At 66.3% G+C, this 12,790-nt stretch carries 10 protein-coding genes; 2 read left to right on the top strand and 8 right to left on the bottom strand.

The features are described 5' to 3' along the window. Entirely contained in the window at positions 1 to 2,628 is a 2,628-nt protein-coding gene (locus M4578_RS17540) for a TRAP transporter permease (protein WP_258094596.1), read from the bottom strand. Between the two features lie 119 nt (positions 2,629 to 2,747). After that, positions 2,748 to 3,713, bottom strand: a complete 966-nt coding sequence (locus tag M4578_RS17535) for a TAXI family TRAP transporter solute-binding subunit (RefSeq protein WP_258094595.1) — start codon at positions 3,711 to 3,713, stop codon at positions 2,748 to 2,750. A gap of 125 nt (positions 3,714 to 3,838) precedes the next feature. On the opposite strand from M4578_RS17535, the gene M4578_RS17530 reads away from it, so the two are divergent. Together M4578_RS17530 and M4578_RS17525 are read left to right on the top strand one after the other, a co-directional pair. Next, a complete protein-coding gene (locus M4578_RS17530) occupies positions 3,839 to 5,161 on the top strand; it encodes an aspartate aminotransferase family protein (RefSeq protein WP_258094594.1) in 1,323 nt (440 codons plus the stop codon). A gap of 99 nt (positions 5,162 to 5,260) precedes the next feature. Beyond that, positions 5,261 to 6,121 carry a helix-turn-helix domain-containing protein gene (locus M4578_RS17525; RefSeq protein WP_258094593.1) on the top strand — a complete coding sequence of 287 codons (861 nt, stop codon included), beginning with the start codon at positions 5,261 to 5,263 and terminating at the stop codon, positions 6,119 to 6,121. Here M4578_RS17525 and M4578_RS17520 read toward each other — a convergent pair. The 6 genes from M4578_RS17520 to M4578_RS17495 form a co-directional block, all read right to left on the bottom strand. Next, positions 6,021 to 7,430, bottom strand: a complete 1,410-nt coding sequence (locus tag M4578_RS17520) for a 3'-5' exonuclease (protein WP_258094592.1) — start codon at positions 7,428 to 7,430, stop codon at positions 6,021 to 6,023. The two genes, M4578_RS17525 and M4578_RS17520, sit on opposite strands and share 101 nt — an antisense overlap. Next, positions 7,427 to 7,933, bottom strand: coding sequence for a hypothetical protein (locus M4578_RS17515; protein WP_258094591.1), 507 nt, complete (start codon positions 7,931 to 7,933; stop codon positions 7,427 to 7,429). The genes M4578_RS17520 and M4578_RS17515 overlap by 4 nt, the downstream gene beginning before the upstream one ends. Positions 7,934 to 7,959: 26 nt before the next feature. Further along, complete coding sequence (locus M4578_RS17510) at positions 7,960 to 9,783, bottom strand: putative nucleotidyltransferase substrate binding domain-containing protein (protein ID WP_258094590.1); 1,824 nt, start codon at positions 9,781 to 9,783, stop codon at positions 7,960 to 7,962. Between the two features lie 103 nt (positions 9,784 to 9,886). After that, complete coding sequence (locus tag M4578_RS17505) at positions 9,887 to 11,668, bottom strand: sodium:solute symporter family protein (protein ID WP_258094589.1); 1,782 nt, start codon at positions 11,666 to 11,668, stop codon at positions 9,887 to 9,889. A 6-nt stretch (positions 11,669 to 11,674) separates the two neighbouring features. Continuing rightward, positions 11,675 to 11,938 (bottom strand): DUF4212 domain-containing protein, encoded by a 264-nt coding sequence (locus tag M4578_RS17500; RefSeq protein ID WP_258094588.1) that lies wholly within the window; start codon positions 11,936 to 11,938, stop codon positions 11,675 to 11,677. Positions 11,939 to 12,004: 66 nt separating this feature from the next. Further along, a complete protein-coding gene (locus tag M4578_RS17495; RefSeq protein WP_258094587.1) occupies positions 12,005 to 12,691 on the bottom strand; it encodes an adenylate kinase in 687 nt (228 codons plus the stop codon). Positions 12,692 to 12,790 lie beyond the last annotated feature (99 nt).

Below are 12,790 nucleotides of genomic sequence, written 5' to 3'. Positions count from 1 at the left end.
TCAGAAGGCCGGTTGCGTGGCGCGCGGGCGCTGGATCATCACGACCCCCGCCAGCAGCAGCAGCGCCGGGATAAAGAACCACTCCTTGGCGAAGCGCTCGCTTTCGACCTGCACCGCCGAGATCACCACCGGGCTATCGCCGTAATAATCGTACTCGGTGCCGAGCTGGTCGAAGAGCGGCGTGCCGGGGAAGGGTTCGTCCAGCAGCAGCGTTCCGTCTTCCTCCATGACCGACAGCCCCTGCGCCGAAAGCGCCGCCTCCGCATCGCCCGCCACGGCGGGGATGACCACGGTGGTGGGGCGCAGCTTGCCGGTGTCGAAATCCGGCCCCTCGACCATCAGCCGCAGGTCGAACCCGTCGGGCTCTTCGGCCATCAGCTCCAGCGCCGCGTTGCCCGAAGCGGTGACGAAAGGATCCTCGACCATGTCCAGGAAGAAACCGGGCCGGAACAGCATGAAGGCGATGAAGAGCAGCACCGCGCTTTCCCAGATCTTCGATTTCGCGATGAAATAGCCCTGCGTGGCGGCGGCAAAGAGCAGCATGGCCAGCAGCGCGATGAAGAACACGAACACCGCGTGCGCAAAGGTCACGTCGATCAGCAGCAGATCGGTGTTGAAGATGAAGAGGAAGGGCAAGAGCGCCGTGCGGATGTCGTAGCCGAACCCCTGAAGGCCGGTCTTGATCGGATCGCCGCGCGAGATCGCCGCCGCCGCATAGGCGGCAAGCCCCACCGGCGGCGTGTCGTCGGCAAGGATGCCGAAATAGAAAACGAACATATGTACCGCGATCAGCGGCACCACCAGACCGGCCTGCGCGCCGACGCTGATGATCACCGGCGCCATGAGGCTGGAGACCACGATGTAGTTCGCGGTGGTGGGCAGCCCCATCCCGAGGATGAGCGACAGCACGGCGACGAGGATCAGCAGCACCATCAGGTTGCCGCCCGAGACCACCTCGATCACCTGGCCGATGACCTGATGCGCGCCGGTCAGAGAGATCGTTCCGACGATGATGCCGGCGGCGCCGGTGGCCACACCGATGCCGATCATATTGCGCGCGCCGAGGATCAGGCCCTGGATGAAATCGCCCCATCCTGCGCGGAGCTCGCTTGCCGCCTCACCGCCCCGGAACATCGCCTTGAGCGGGCGGTGGGTCAGCGCGATGATGATCATGAAGACCGTTGCCCAGAAAGCCGAGAGCGCGGGCGACAGCCGTTCCAGGCTTTCGGTACGCACCATCAGGTTCCAGACGAGGATGAAGATCGGCAGCGCGAAATAGGCCCCGCCGATCAGCGTCGGCGTCAGGCGCGGCGCGTGCGGGACAGGCGCGTTCGGGTCGTCCATCGCGATGTCGGGGAATTTCGACGACACCCAGACCAGCACCACGTAAAGCACCGCCACCAGCGCCACCGCGCCATAGACGGACTCGCTCATGATCGGGTCGAGCGCCGCGCGGATGCCGATCATCGCGAAGGTGCAGAGCCCGAGGAAGATGAAGCCCGACAGGAACAGGATCATGATCATCAGAACGCCGATCCTGCGCCCGTCCTTCTTGAGCCCGGTCAGCCCCATCTTCAGGCTTTCCAGATGCACGATATAGAGCAGCGCGATGTAGGAGATCACCGCCGGCAGGAAGGCGTGTTTGACCACGTCGATATAGGGAATGTTGACATATTCCACCATCAGGAAGGCGGCGGCCCCCATCACCGGCGGGGTGAGCTGGCCGTTGGTCGAGCTCGCCACCTCGACGGCCCCGGCCTTTTCGGCGGGAAAGCCGATGCGCTTCATCAGCGGAATGGTGAAGGTGCCGGTGGTCACGGTGTTGGCGATGGAGGAGCCGGAAATCATGCCGGTCATCATCGAGGAGAGCACCGAGGCCTTGGCGGGTCCGCCGCGCAGCGCGCCCAGGAGCGCGATGGCGACCTTGATGAACCAGTTGCCGCCGCCCGCGCGGTCGAGCAGGGCGCCGAAGAGCACGAAGAGGAAGATCATCGAGGTCGAAACCCCGAGTGCCACGCCGAAGACGCCTTCGGTCTGCATCCAGTAATGGCCGAGCGCTTTGTGCAGCGAGGCGCCGCCGTAATTGGTGATATTGCGCGCCCATTCGGAATAGCCGCCGAAGAAGGCGAAGGCGACAAAGGCGCTGGCGATGATCACTAGCGGCAGGCCGAGCGAGCGATAGACCGCGATCATCAGGCAGATCATGCCGATGGCGGACATGGTGATGTCGGAGGGACTCCAGAGCCCCGGACGGTCGGCGATCTGGAAGCGGAAGACCACGAGATAGAGACAGGCCGCGACACCCAGCACCATCAGCGCCCAGTCATAGGCGGGGATGCGGTCGCGCGGGGCGGATTTGGTCAGCGGAAACGCCATGGTGGCGAGCGCCAGCGCAAAGGCCAGGTGCACGAACCGCGCTTGGGCGACGATATTGGCAAAGATGCTCATGCCCGTGGCCTGGGCGAGAATGCCCGGGATCTTCGAGGCGATGTAGAGCTGAAAGATCGACCAGGCGATGCAGGTTCCCAGAATGAGCGAGCCTTGCCAGTTGGTCGGGTTGCGCGCGCCGGTGTCGGCTTCGGCGACCATATCGTCGGCACTGCGTTCCGTTGACGGCTGATCCACCATCTCCATATCCCCGTTTTTGAAATTATATGTTTTTTATAGGCTTGCGGTGTCTTTTGCGCCCGCAAGTCCCGAAATGCTTGCGGGCGCCTCAGGGGCGCCCGCGTGGCGGAAGATCCGCCTTATTCGATGAGACCGAGCTCTTTATAGGCTTTCTCGGCGCCCGGGTGCAGCGGCGCGGACAGACCGTCCTTGACCATCTGCGCGGCCTCGAGATTGGCGAAGGCCGGGTGCAGTTGGCGGAAATCGTCGAGGTTCTCCATCACCGCCTTGGCGACCACATAGACCACGTCCTCGGGCACGTCGGTGGAGGAGACGAAGGTCGCGCCGACGCCGAAGGTGGTGGTGTCGTCGGGGTTGCCCGCATACATGCCGCCCGGAATGGTCGCGACTCGGTAATAGGGGTTGTCGGCGACCAGCGTGTCGATCGGCTCGCCCACCACGTCGATGAGTTTCACGTCACAGGTGGTGGTGGCTTCCTGGATGGCGGCCGCGGGGTGACCGATGGTGTAGATCATCGCGTCGATATTGCCGTCGCAAAGCTGCTGGGCCATCTCGGCGCCCTTGTATTCGGTCGCCAGCGCCAGATCGTCCATGCCGATTCCGAAGGCGCTCATCACCACTTCCATCGTGGCGCGCTGGCCGGAGCCGGGGTTGCCCACGTTCACGCGCTTGCCTTTGAGATCCTCGAATTTCTCGACGCCGGAATCGGCGCGGGCGAGCAGGGTGAAGGGTTCGGCATGCACCGAGAACACCGCGCGCAGTTCGGGGAAGGCGTTGCCCTCGAATTTCGAGGTGCCGTTATAGGCGTGGTACTGCCAGTCCGACTGGGCGACGCCGAATTCCAGCTCGCCGGCCTTGATGGTGTTGATGTTGTAGACCGAGCCGCCGGTCGATTCCACGGCGCAGCGGATGCCGTGTTCCTTGCGGCTCTTGTTCACCAGACGGCAGATCGCACCACCGGTCGGGTAGTAGACGCCGGTCACGCCGCCGGTGCCGATGGAGATGAATTGCTGGTCCTGCGCCGTGGCGGCGGCAGAAACGACGAGTGCGCCGGACAGAACGGCGCCGAAGACGGATTTTTTCATCAGATCTTGCTCCCTGTGATCTTGATTGAATTTATAATGATGATAGTGCCCAGAAGAACGCAGGGAAGCAAACAGGGCAATATTGCTTATGAATGACCCGGCGTCAGTCTACAGGATGATCCAGGATGTCGCATATTTTTCCGCGTCACACCAAATCCCCGCCGCCGGTGGTGGCGCGGGGAGAGGGAGTCTACCTCTTTGATTCCACAGGGAAGGCCTATCTCGACGGCTCCGGCGGGGCGGCGGTCTCCTGCCTGGGGCACAGCGATGCCAAGGTGGTTGCCGCGATGAAGGCGCAACTCGATCAGGTGGCTTTTGCGCATACGGGGTTCTTTACCTCCGAGCCTGCCGAGCGCCTGGCCGACCGGCTGATTTCGCTCGCGCCCAAGGGGCTCGACCGGGTCTATGTGGTCGCCGGCGGCTCCGAGGCGATGGAATCGGCGCTGAAGCTGGCGCGGCAATATCATCTGGAAAAAGGCGAACCGCAGCGGGTGAACATCATCGCGCGGCGGCAGAGCTATCACGGCAACACGCTGGGCGCGCTGGCGACGGGGGGCAATCTCTGGCGCCGCGAACCCTTTGCGCCGCTGCTCATCGACGTGCATCACGTGGCGCCCTGTTATGCCTATCGTGGCATGGCGCCGGGCGAGAGCGAAGAGCAGTACGGCGAACGGCTGGCGGCGGAGATCGAGGCCAAGGTGACGGAGCTCGGCCCCGAGACGGTCATGGCTTTCGTGGCCGAGCCGGTGGTCGGCGCCACGGCGGGGGCGGTGCCCGCGGTGCCTGGCTATTTCAAGCGCATCCGCGAGATCTGCGACCGCTACGGCATCCTGATGATTCTCGACGAGGTGATGTGCGGCATGGGCCGGACGGGCACGCTTTTTGCCTGCGAGCAGGACGGGGTCGCGCCCGACATCTGCGCCGTGGCCAAGGGGCTGGGCGCGGGCTATGCGCCGATCGGGGCGATGCTCTGCTCGGCCGAGATCTATGCCGCGATCGAAACCGGGACGGGGTTCTTCCAGCACGGGCACACCTATCTGGGGCACCCGACCTCTTGCGCCGGCGCCTGCGCCGTGCTGGAGCGGCTGGTGGACGACGGGCTTCTGGGCCGGGTGGCCCCCACGGGCGCGCTGCTGCGCGCCGCGCTCGAGGAGCGGTTCGGGCAGAACCCGCATGTGGGCGACATCCGCGGGCGCGGGCTGTTCCTGGGGGTCGAGCTGGTCGCGGACCGCGAGAGCAAGACGCCCTTCGATCCTTCGAAGGGCGTGGCGGGCAAGCTGAAGAAGGCGGCCTTTGCCGAGGGGCTCATCTGCTATCCGATGAGCGGCACCATCGACGGCCAGAACGGCGATCATGTGCTGCTGGCACCGCCCTTCATTCTGTCCGAGGATCAGGTGGGCGAGCTGGTCGACAAGCTCGACAAGGCGCTGGGCGCGGTGTTGGGGTAGGCAAGAGTTTTCGAAAACTCTTGCAAATCTTTTCGAAAAGATTTGCTGCCCGGCCCGATCTTAACCGCGTCTTCAGGGTCGCTGTGCCAGGCATCGGCCATGCACGGGGCATCTCTCACACGGCTGTCGCTGCTCGGCCATCCGCTGCGGGCACGGGTGTTCGGGCTGTTGGTGCGCCGCCTGCCGCATGGCATGACCGCCGGCGCCCTAGCGCAAGCGCTGGCGGTTGCGCCGTCGACGCTGTCGGCGCATCTGTCGGCGCTCTCGGCGGCCGGCCTGCTGGAGCCGGAGCGGCGCGGTGCGGCCCGGCTCTACCGCGCCGCCCCCGACCGGCTGGGAGAGGCGCTGGGCATGGCCGGTGAAAGCCTGTGCCTGGGCCGGGCAGGGTGGGCGCCGGCCTTGCAGACGCGCCCGCTGCGGCTCACCTTCCTTTGCGACGACAATGCCGCGCTGTCGCTGATTGCCGAAGCTCTGTCGCGGCGGCGGCTGGCGGGGCGGGCGCTCGTGGGCTCTGCCGGGCTGGCGCCGGCGGCGGTGCCCGATCCGTTGGCATTGGCGCTTCTGACGGCGCGCGGTCATGATCCCGGTCCGCTGATCCCCAAGGCGCCGCTGGCGGAGGCGGCCGGGGGCATCCTCATCGCGCTCACCCCGCGCGCGGCGGATGCGCTGCCGGTCTGCGGGCGGCCCGCGCTCTGCGCCTACTGGCCGCTGGAGCCGCCGCCGCCCTCCGGGCCGCTCATTCCCCGCGCCATTGCGCTGCACGCGGCCTATCGGGCGCTGAACACGCGGCTCTTCGCGCTGCGAAGGCTGCCGCTGAACCGCCTGCCGCGCGTGGCATTGCAGGCGGCGCTCGACGATCTCAGTTCAGGTCTTCCAGCAGCCGGCCATGTTTGCGGGTCTCGTCCAGAACCTCTCCGAACCGCGCCATGCCCCGCGCCTCGAGCATCGGCAGCATCTTGACCAGCACCTGCGCTGTGGCATGGGCATCCCCCAGCGCGGTGTGGCGCAGCGGCGCCGGGATCTCGACGCCGAGCCGCTCGCAGAGCGCGTCCAGCGTATGGGTCTGGCTGGCGCCGAACAGCACCGCCGACAGCAGCACCGTGTCGAGGATCGGATGATCCCATTGCACGCCCATGCGATCGCGGTGGCGGCGCAGGAAGGCCATGTCGAAGGGCGCGTTATGCGCCACGATGACCGAACCCTTGGCGAATCGGTGAAAGCGCCGGCCGGCCTCGGCGATGTCGGGCTGGCCGCGCACCATGGCGTCGGTCACCTTGTGCACCCGGGTCGAGGCCGGCGGGATCGGCATGCCGGGATCGACAAGCTGGTCGATCACCTCGCCGGGCACGATGCGCCCGTTCAGCACCCGCACCGCGCCGATCTGCACCACCTCGTCCTTATGCGGCAGCAGCCCGGTGGTTTCGGTGTCGAACACCGTGTAGCTCAGCGCCGAAAGCGGCGCCTCCTCGATGCTGGCGGGCGCGTCATGGGTGAGCAGGTCGAAATCATAGACCAGCGGACGTTCGGCCTCGGGCGGCATATGCGTCTCGGCGCCCTCGATCACCATCATATAGCCGCCGCCATCCATGGGTTTCAGCCTGGCGTCATAGCTTTGCGCGCCGTCGGTGCCCTCGGCGGTGAATTGTACCTCGCGGCCGGTCTTGTGCATCCGGCGCACGGCGGCCTCCAGCCCTTCGGCCTCGAAGAAATCCGTGAGCGGCGCGTTCAGCCGGGGCACATGGAGCTGCGCCAGAACCTCTGCCGCCTGACCGTCGTAAAGCACGATCTGGCCGCGCGGGCTCACCAGGATCATCGCGACGGGGATCTCGGTCAGCAGCGCGGTGAGCCGGGCCTTTTCCGAGGCCAGACGTTCGGTCTCGAAGGCGACCGTCTGCGCGGTCTCCATGGCGCCCTCGGTCAGCCGGTCCGACACGGCCCGGGCGGCATGGGCCAGATCGCCGAGGTAGCGGGCGGCATGGGTGTCGACCTCTTTCGCCACGCCCGCATGGGCGCGGGCGCGCATCTCGGCGGCGATCTTCTCGATGGGCTTGGCGACATTCTCGTCGAAGAGCAGCCAGATGCCCGCGGTGAGCGCGACCAGCGCCAGCGACGCGAGGATGCCGGCAAAGACAAAGCCGTTGGCAACGCTGCTGCCGGCGACGCGGGTATAGCCGACATAAAGCGCGATCAGCACCGCGAGGGCGCCGCCCAGTCCCAGCAGCACGAAGAACAGAAAGATCCTCAGGCGCAGGCCCAGCTTGGAGATCATGCGCCATCCTCCGCGCAGACCGCCGCGACGATGGGGTCGTCGGCCCCGGCGGCGCGCCAGACCGGCGCGCCGCCGTCTCCGCCGGCGGGGTCGGCGCGGCGGTGGCCGGCGCAATCCACCATCATCTCGACCGATTGCACCGGCTGCCAGCGGGCGAAGAAATAGAGATCGGCGAGATAGAGCCCCTCGGTGTCGCTGTTGGCGCGGCGATTGGCGCGATCGACCGCGATGAAGCGGTCGACCATCGGCAGCGCATAGGTCCAAGGGCGGTAGAAGGCCCGGGCCTCGTGCACCGAGGCGACGGTCATGCCCTCGGGCAGCGCCGCGCGGGTGCGCTCGTACCAGCTATATTCGCTGGAGATGGTGGTGGCGAGCATCGCGAGACCAGCGCCCACCGGCATCATCCAGCGCGGCAGGCGCCCGCCGGTCAGCTTGTTCAGCAGCAGGACCGCTCCGGCGCCGGCGAAGCCGGCCACGAACACGGCGATCAGTTCCAGAAACATCTATCCTCCCCCCCGTCTTGCGCGGGTTATCCCAATATGCCGCGCCCGTGCCCCAGGGCCGATTGCAGCGACTTTATCACCACGAAGGCATCCCGCAGATGACTTCGCTCAAAATCCGACAGATCGGCGGGGGCCATATAATTGTCGGGCGTCTCGCCCCGTTTGACCTGCGCCGCCTGATGCTCGAGCCGCGTTTCGGCGATCAGATCGTAGGCATCCAGCAGATCCTGTCCGCCCGATCCCGAGAGTTTCCCCGCCGCCACCGCCGCCTCGAGCCGGGCGCGGGTGTTCACCTCGGCAAGCTGCCCCTGAAGCGCATAGACGCGGGCGAGATCGACCACCGGCACCACGCCGTTATGCTTGAGATCCAGCGTGTTCTTGTGCTCGCCCGAGCGGATCGTCGCGAAGCCGCGCAAGAGACCCAGCGGCGGTGTGTGTTTCAGCGAATTGGCGATCATGTGCGAGACGAAGATCGAGTTTTTCGCCGCCCGGGCCAGCGTCTCCTCCTGAAGATCCTCGAACAGCGCCTTGGTGCCGCCGATGGGGCGCAGGTCGAACATCACCGAGGCGAGCATCTGCGCCATCGGATCGGGCTTGGCGATCCAGCCCGCGAAATACTGCCGCCAGGTGCCGACCCGCTGACACCAGCGCGGATTGGTCGCCATCATCTCGCCTGGGCAGTAGTAATAGCCCGCCTGATCGAGCCCGTCCGAGACGAATTTCGCCATCTCCATGAAATAGGCCAGATCGTCGTCGGTGGCGCTGTCGTCGAGGAAGAGGCAATTGTCCTGATCGGAAATCCCGGTCTGTTCCTGCCGCCCCTGCGAGCCGCAGGCCAGCCAGAGCCAGGGCACGGGCGCCGCGCCCAGCTTTTCCTCGGCCAGCGCCAGCAGACGGCGGGTGACGGTGTCGGCGATGTCGGTGATCAGCCGGGTCACCACCTCGTGACGGTTGCCGCCCGCCACGAGCTGCACCAGAAGCTGCGGAATGCGCGCGGTGACATCGGCCATCTCGGCGGGGCTGCTCGCGCGGGCGATCTCGGCCACCAGCTCGGCGGAACTGACCGCCTGAAAGCGGGTCAGGTCGGTCTGGGTGACGATGCCCACCAGCTTGCCGCCCTCGGTCACCGGCACATGGCCGATATGGCGCTCCATCATCATGTGCAGCACGTCCGAGCCGATGGCCGAGGGCGGCAGGGTGAGCGGATCGGCGGTCATCACCTGCGCCACCGGCGTATCGAAGGGCAGGCCGCCGCCCACCACCTTGCCCGAAACGTCGCGGATGGTGAGGATGCCCTTCAGCGTCGGCCCTTCGGTGACGCAGACCGAGGAAACGCGCCGCTCGGCCATGAGCCGGGCCGCCTCCTGCACGCTGGCCCCGGCGCTCAGGGTCAGCGGGTTTGCGGCCATGAGCGTTTCCACGCGGGAATGGGCGAGGTCGGTCTTGCGCGGCTTGGCGGCGCGGGAGCGGTCGAAAAAGCGCTTGGCGGCGGCGTGGTCGCGCACCAGCGCGTTGAAGGCATAGACCGGCAGCATCAGCAGCAGCGTTTCCTCGACGGTGCGGGCCGAGGTGGCGGCGATGCCGTCGCGGGTCAGCCCGCGCTCGCCGAAACTGTTGCGCGGTCCCAGCAGCGAGACCACGACATCGTTCTCGTCGCGGATCTCGGCCTGTCCCGACTGGATGAGATAGAGCCCCTCCAGCGGCTGGCCCGCCGCGTAGATCTCTTCGCCCGCCTGCAACCGGCGCTGCACGAATTGCGGCAGCAGCCCCTCGATCGCATCGGCATCGAGCGTGTCGTAGGGATGCACGGTGCTCAGGAAACGGCGGAGGTCATCGGGCGCGAGCGGCATGGTCAGGCTCCGGTATCGGCGGAAAGAAAATCCCGCCCCGGATTAGCGCGGGGCGGGATGAAAGGGTAGGGGAAAGGCCGCATGGCGCGGCCAGACCCTGGACTTAGTGGTCCTGGGCAGCGCCGGCACCGCGCGGGATGCGGACGCTTTCCACCAGATCGCTGATCTCCTGCGGGATCGGCGAGGTCGCCTTGGAGACGATGAAGGCCACCGCGAAGTTGATCAGAGCGCCCACCGCGCCGAACGAGGTCGACTTGATGGTGCCGAGCAGCGGATCCGCATCGGTGAAGGAGTTGGTGTCGGGGATGAACAGCCAGCCCTTGTGCAGGAAGATATAGACCAGCGTGGTGATCAGACCCGCCAGCATCCCCGCCACGGCGCCCTTGTTGTTCACCTTGGTAAAGATGCCCATCATGAGAACCGGGAAGATCGAGGCCGCCGCGAGGCCGAAGGCCAGTGCCACGGTCTGCGCCGCAAAGCCCGGCGGGTTCATGCCGAGATAGGTGGCGACCGCGATGGCCACGGCCATGGCAACCCGCGCCGACATCAGCTCGCCCTTTTCCGAGATCGCCGGATTGATCGAGCCTTTGATGAGGTCGTGCGAGACCGCCGAGGAGATCGCCAGAAGCAGACCGGCGGCGGTGGAGAGCGCGGCGGCAAGGCCACCGGCGGCCACGAGGCCGATCACCCAGCCGGGCAGGTTGGCGATTTCCGGGTTGGCCAGAACCAGGATGTCGCGGTTGAAGTTGGTCAGCTCGTTCTCCGAGCCCCAGCCGGCCGCTTCCATCGCGGCTTTGGCCTCTGCGTCGCCGTCGTTGAAATAGGCAATCTTGCCGTCACCGTTCTTGTCTTCCCAGCCCAGAAGGCCGGTCTGTTCCCAGGTCTTCATCCAGTTATAGGCGGGATCGCTGGCGATGGTCTCCAGCGCGACGGGCTCGCCGGTGGCGCCTTCGGGCCAGAACTGCTGGGTGATGTTCAGACGCGCCATGGCACCCACCGCCGGGGCGGTCAGATAGAGCAGGGCGATGAACACCAGTGCCCAGCCGGCCGACCAGCGTGCATCGGCCACTTTCGGCACGGTGAAGAACCGCATGATCACGTGCGGCAGGCCGGCGGTGCCGATCATCAGCGACAGGGTGAAGAGCACCATGTTGAAGGTGTCGCCGTTATGGGCGGTGTATTCCTTGAAGCCCAGATCGGTGACGATGCCGTCCAGCGTTTGCAGCAGCGGCGTGCCGTCGGCGGCGTTGCCGAAGAGACCCAGCGCCGGGATCGGGTTGCCGGTGAGCTGCAGCGAGATGAAGATCGCCGGAATGGTATAGGCGAGGATCAGCACGCAGTATTGCGCCACCTGGGTGTAGGTCACGCCCTTCATGCCGCCGAACACCGCATAGGCGAAGACGATCACGGCGCCGATCAGCAGGCCGGTGGTGCTGTCCACCTCGAGGAAGCGGCCAAAGGCCACGCCCACGCCGGTCATCTGGCCGATCACATAGGTGGTCGAGGCGATGATCAGGCAGATCACGGCCACCAGACGCGCGGTCGGCGAATAGAAGCGGTCGCCGATGAATTCCGACACGGTGAACTTGCCGAACTTGCGCAGATAGGGCGCGAGCAGCAGCGCGAGCAGCACGTAGCCGCCGGTCCAGCCCATCAGATAGGTGGAGTTGTCATAGCCCACAAAGGCGATGAGGCCCGCCATCGAGATGAAGGAGGCGGCCGACATCCAGTCGGCGGCGGTTGCCATGCCGTTGGTGACCGGGTGCACGCCGCGGCCCGCGGCATAGAATTCCGACGTGGAGCCCGCGCGGGCCCAGATCGCGATGCCGATATAGAGCGCAAAGGAGGCGCCCACGAACAGCAGGTTGATGGTAAACTGATCCATGGCGTCTTACTCCTCGTCCACGCCGTGCTCTTTATCGAGCTTGTTCATCCGGAAGGCGTAGAAGAAAATCAGCGCCAGGAAGACCAGGATGCTGCCCTGCTGGGCAAACCAGAAGCCCAGGTCTGTGCCGCCCACGCTGATGCCCGAAAGCATCGGACGCAGCAGGATGCCGAAGCCGAACGAGCAGATGGCCCAGATGATGAGGCTTACGATGATGATACGCAGGTTGGCCTTCCAGTAGGCCTCGCCACTCGATGTTTGATCCGCCATGAGCGGGTCCCTCCTCTCCTTGTATGAAACCGCCCCATGGGTGCCGGGGCGGTGGTGCGGCGGCCCTCAGCGGGCCGTCGCGTCCTCCACGATCGCGCCGAGATCGGCGGCGATCTTGTCGATGGCCCCCATCGCGTCGATGCGCGACAGGGCCCCTTTGCCGTCGTAATAGCCGATGAGCGGCGCGGTCTGGGCGTGATAGGCCTCCAGACGGCTGGCCACGGTCTCGGCCTTGTCGTCGGAGCGGCGCTTCATCTCCGTGCCGCCGCATTTGTCGCAGGTGCCGTCCTTGGCCGGGCGCTTGAAGCTGTCGTGATAGCCCTCGCCGCAGGCGGCGCAGGTGTAGCGGCCCGAAATCCGCTCGACCATGGCCGCGTCATCCACTTCGAGGCTGACGGCGGCGTCGATCTTCTGGCCGGTCTCGGCCAGCAGCGTGTCGAGCGCCTGTGCCTGCACGGTGGTGCGCGGGAAGCCGTCGAGGATCACGCCGCGGGCGCAATCGGGCTCGGCGAGCCGGTCGCGCAGGATGGCGATGACGATGTCATCGCTCACCAGCCCGCCGGCCTCCATCACCGCCTTGGCCTGCTTTCCGGCCTCGGTGCCATTGGCCACGGCGGCGCGCAGAAGGTCGCCGGTGGAAAGTTGCACGAGGCCGAATTTCTCTTCCAGCATGCGCGCCTGCGTGCCTTTCCCGGCCCCCGGAGGGCCGAGAAGGATGAGCACGGGGGCAGCGGTCACGGTCTGTCCGTCCATAGCTCGGTCACCCCTTGTTTGCGCGGTTTTCGATGAGGTCCTCGACGACGGAGGGGTCGGCGAGAGTTGAGGTGTCGCCGAGGGCGCCGAAATCGTTTT

Source organism: Salipiger pentaromativorans, assembly GCF_024721115.1.
GTDB classification, from domain to species: domain Bacteria; phylum Pseudomonadota; class Alphaproteobacteria; order Rhodobacterales; family Rhodobacteraceae; genus Salipiger; species Salipiger pentaromativorans.
Note: the sequence above shows the minus strand (reverse complement) of the source record. Positions and strands in the feature narration are given on the sequence as shown.

Coding starts and splice junctions, on each gene's coding strand:
- M4578_RS17540 (WP_258094596.1), bottom strand. CDS start 2,628: ATGGTGGATCAGCCGTCAACGGAACGCAGTGCCGACGATATGGTCGCC.
- M4578_RS17535 (WP_258094595.1), bottom strand. CDS start 3,713: ATGAAAAAATCCGTCTTCGGCGCCGTTCTGTCCGGCGCACTCGTCGTT.
- M4578_RS17530 (WP_258094594.1), top strand. CDS start 3,839: ATGTCGCATATTTTTCCGCGTCACACCAAATCCCCGCCGCCGGTGGTG.
- M4578_RS17525 (WP_258094593.1), top strand. CDS start 5,261: ATGCACGGGGCATCTCTCACACGGCTGTCGCTGCTCGGCCATCCGCTG.
- M4578_RS17520 (WP_258094592.1), bottom strand. CDS start 7,430: ATGATCTCCAAGCTGGGCCTGCGCCTGAGGATCTTTCTGTTCTTCGTG.
- M4578_RS17515 (WP_258094591.1), bottom strand. CDS start 7,933: ATGTTTCTGGAACTGATCGCCGTGTTCGTGGCCGGCTTCGCCGGCGCC.
- M4578_RS17510 (WP_258094590.1), bottom strand. CDS start 9,783: ATGCCGCTCGCGCCCGATGACCTCCGCCGTTTCCTGAGCACCGTGCAT.
- M4578_RS17505 (WP_258094589.1), bottom strand. CDS start 11,668: ATGGATCAGTTTACCATCAACCTGCTGTTCGTGGGCGCCTCCTTTGCG.
- M4578_RS17500 (WP_258094588.1), bottom strand. CDS start 11,938: ATGGCGGATCAAACATCGAGTGGCGAGGCCTACTGGAAGGCCAACCTG.
- M4578_RS17495 (WP_258094587.1), bottom strand. CDS start 12,691: ATGGACGGACAGACCGTGACCGCTGCCCCCGTGCTCATCCTTCTCGGC.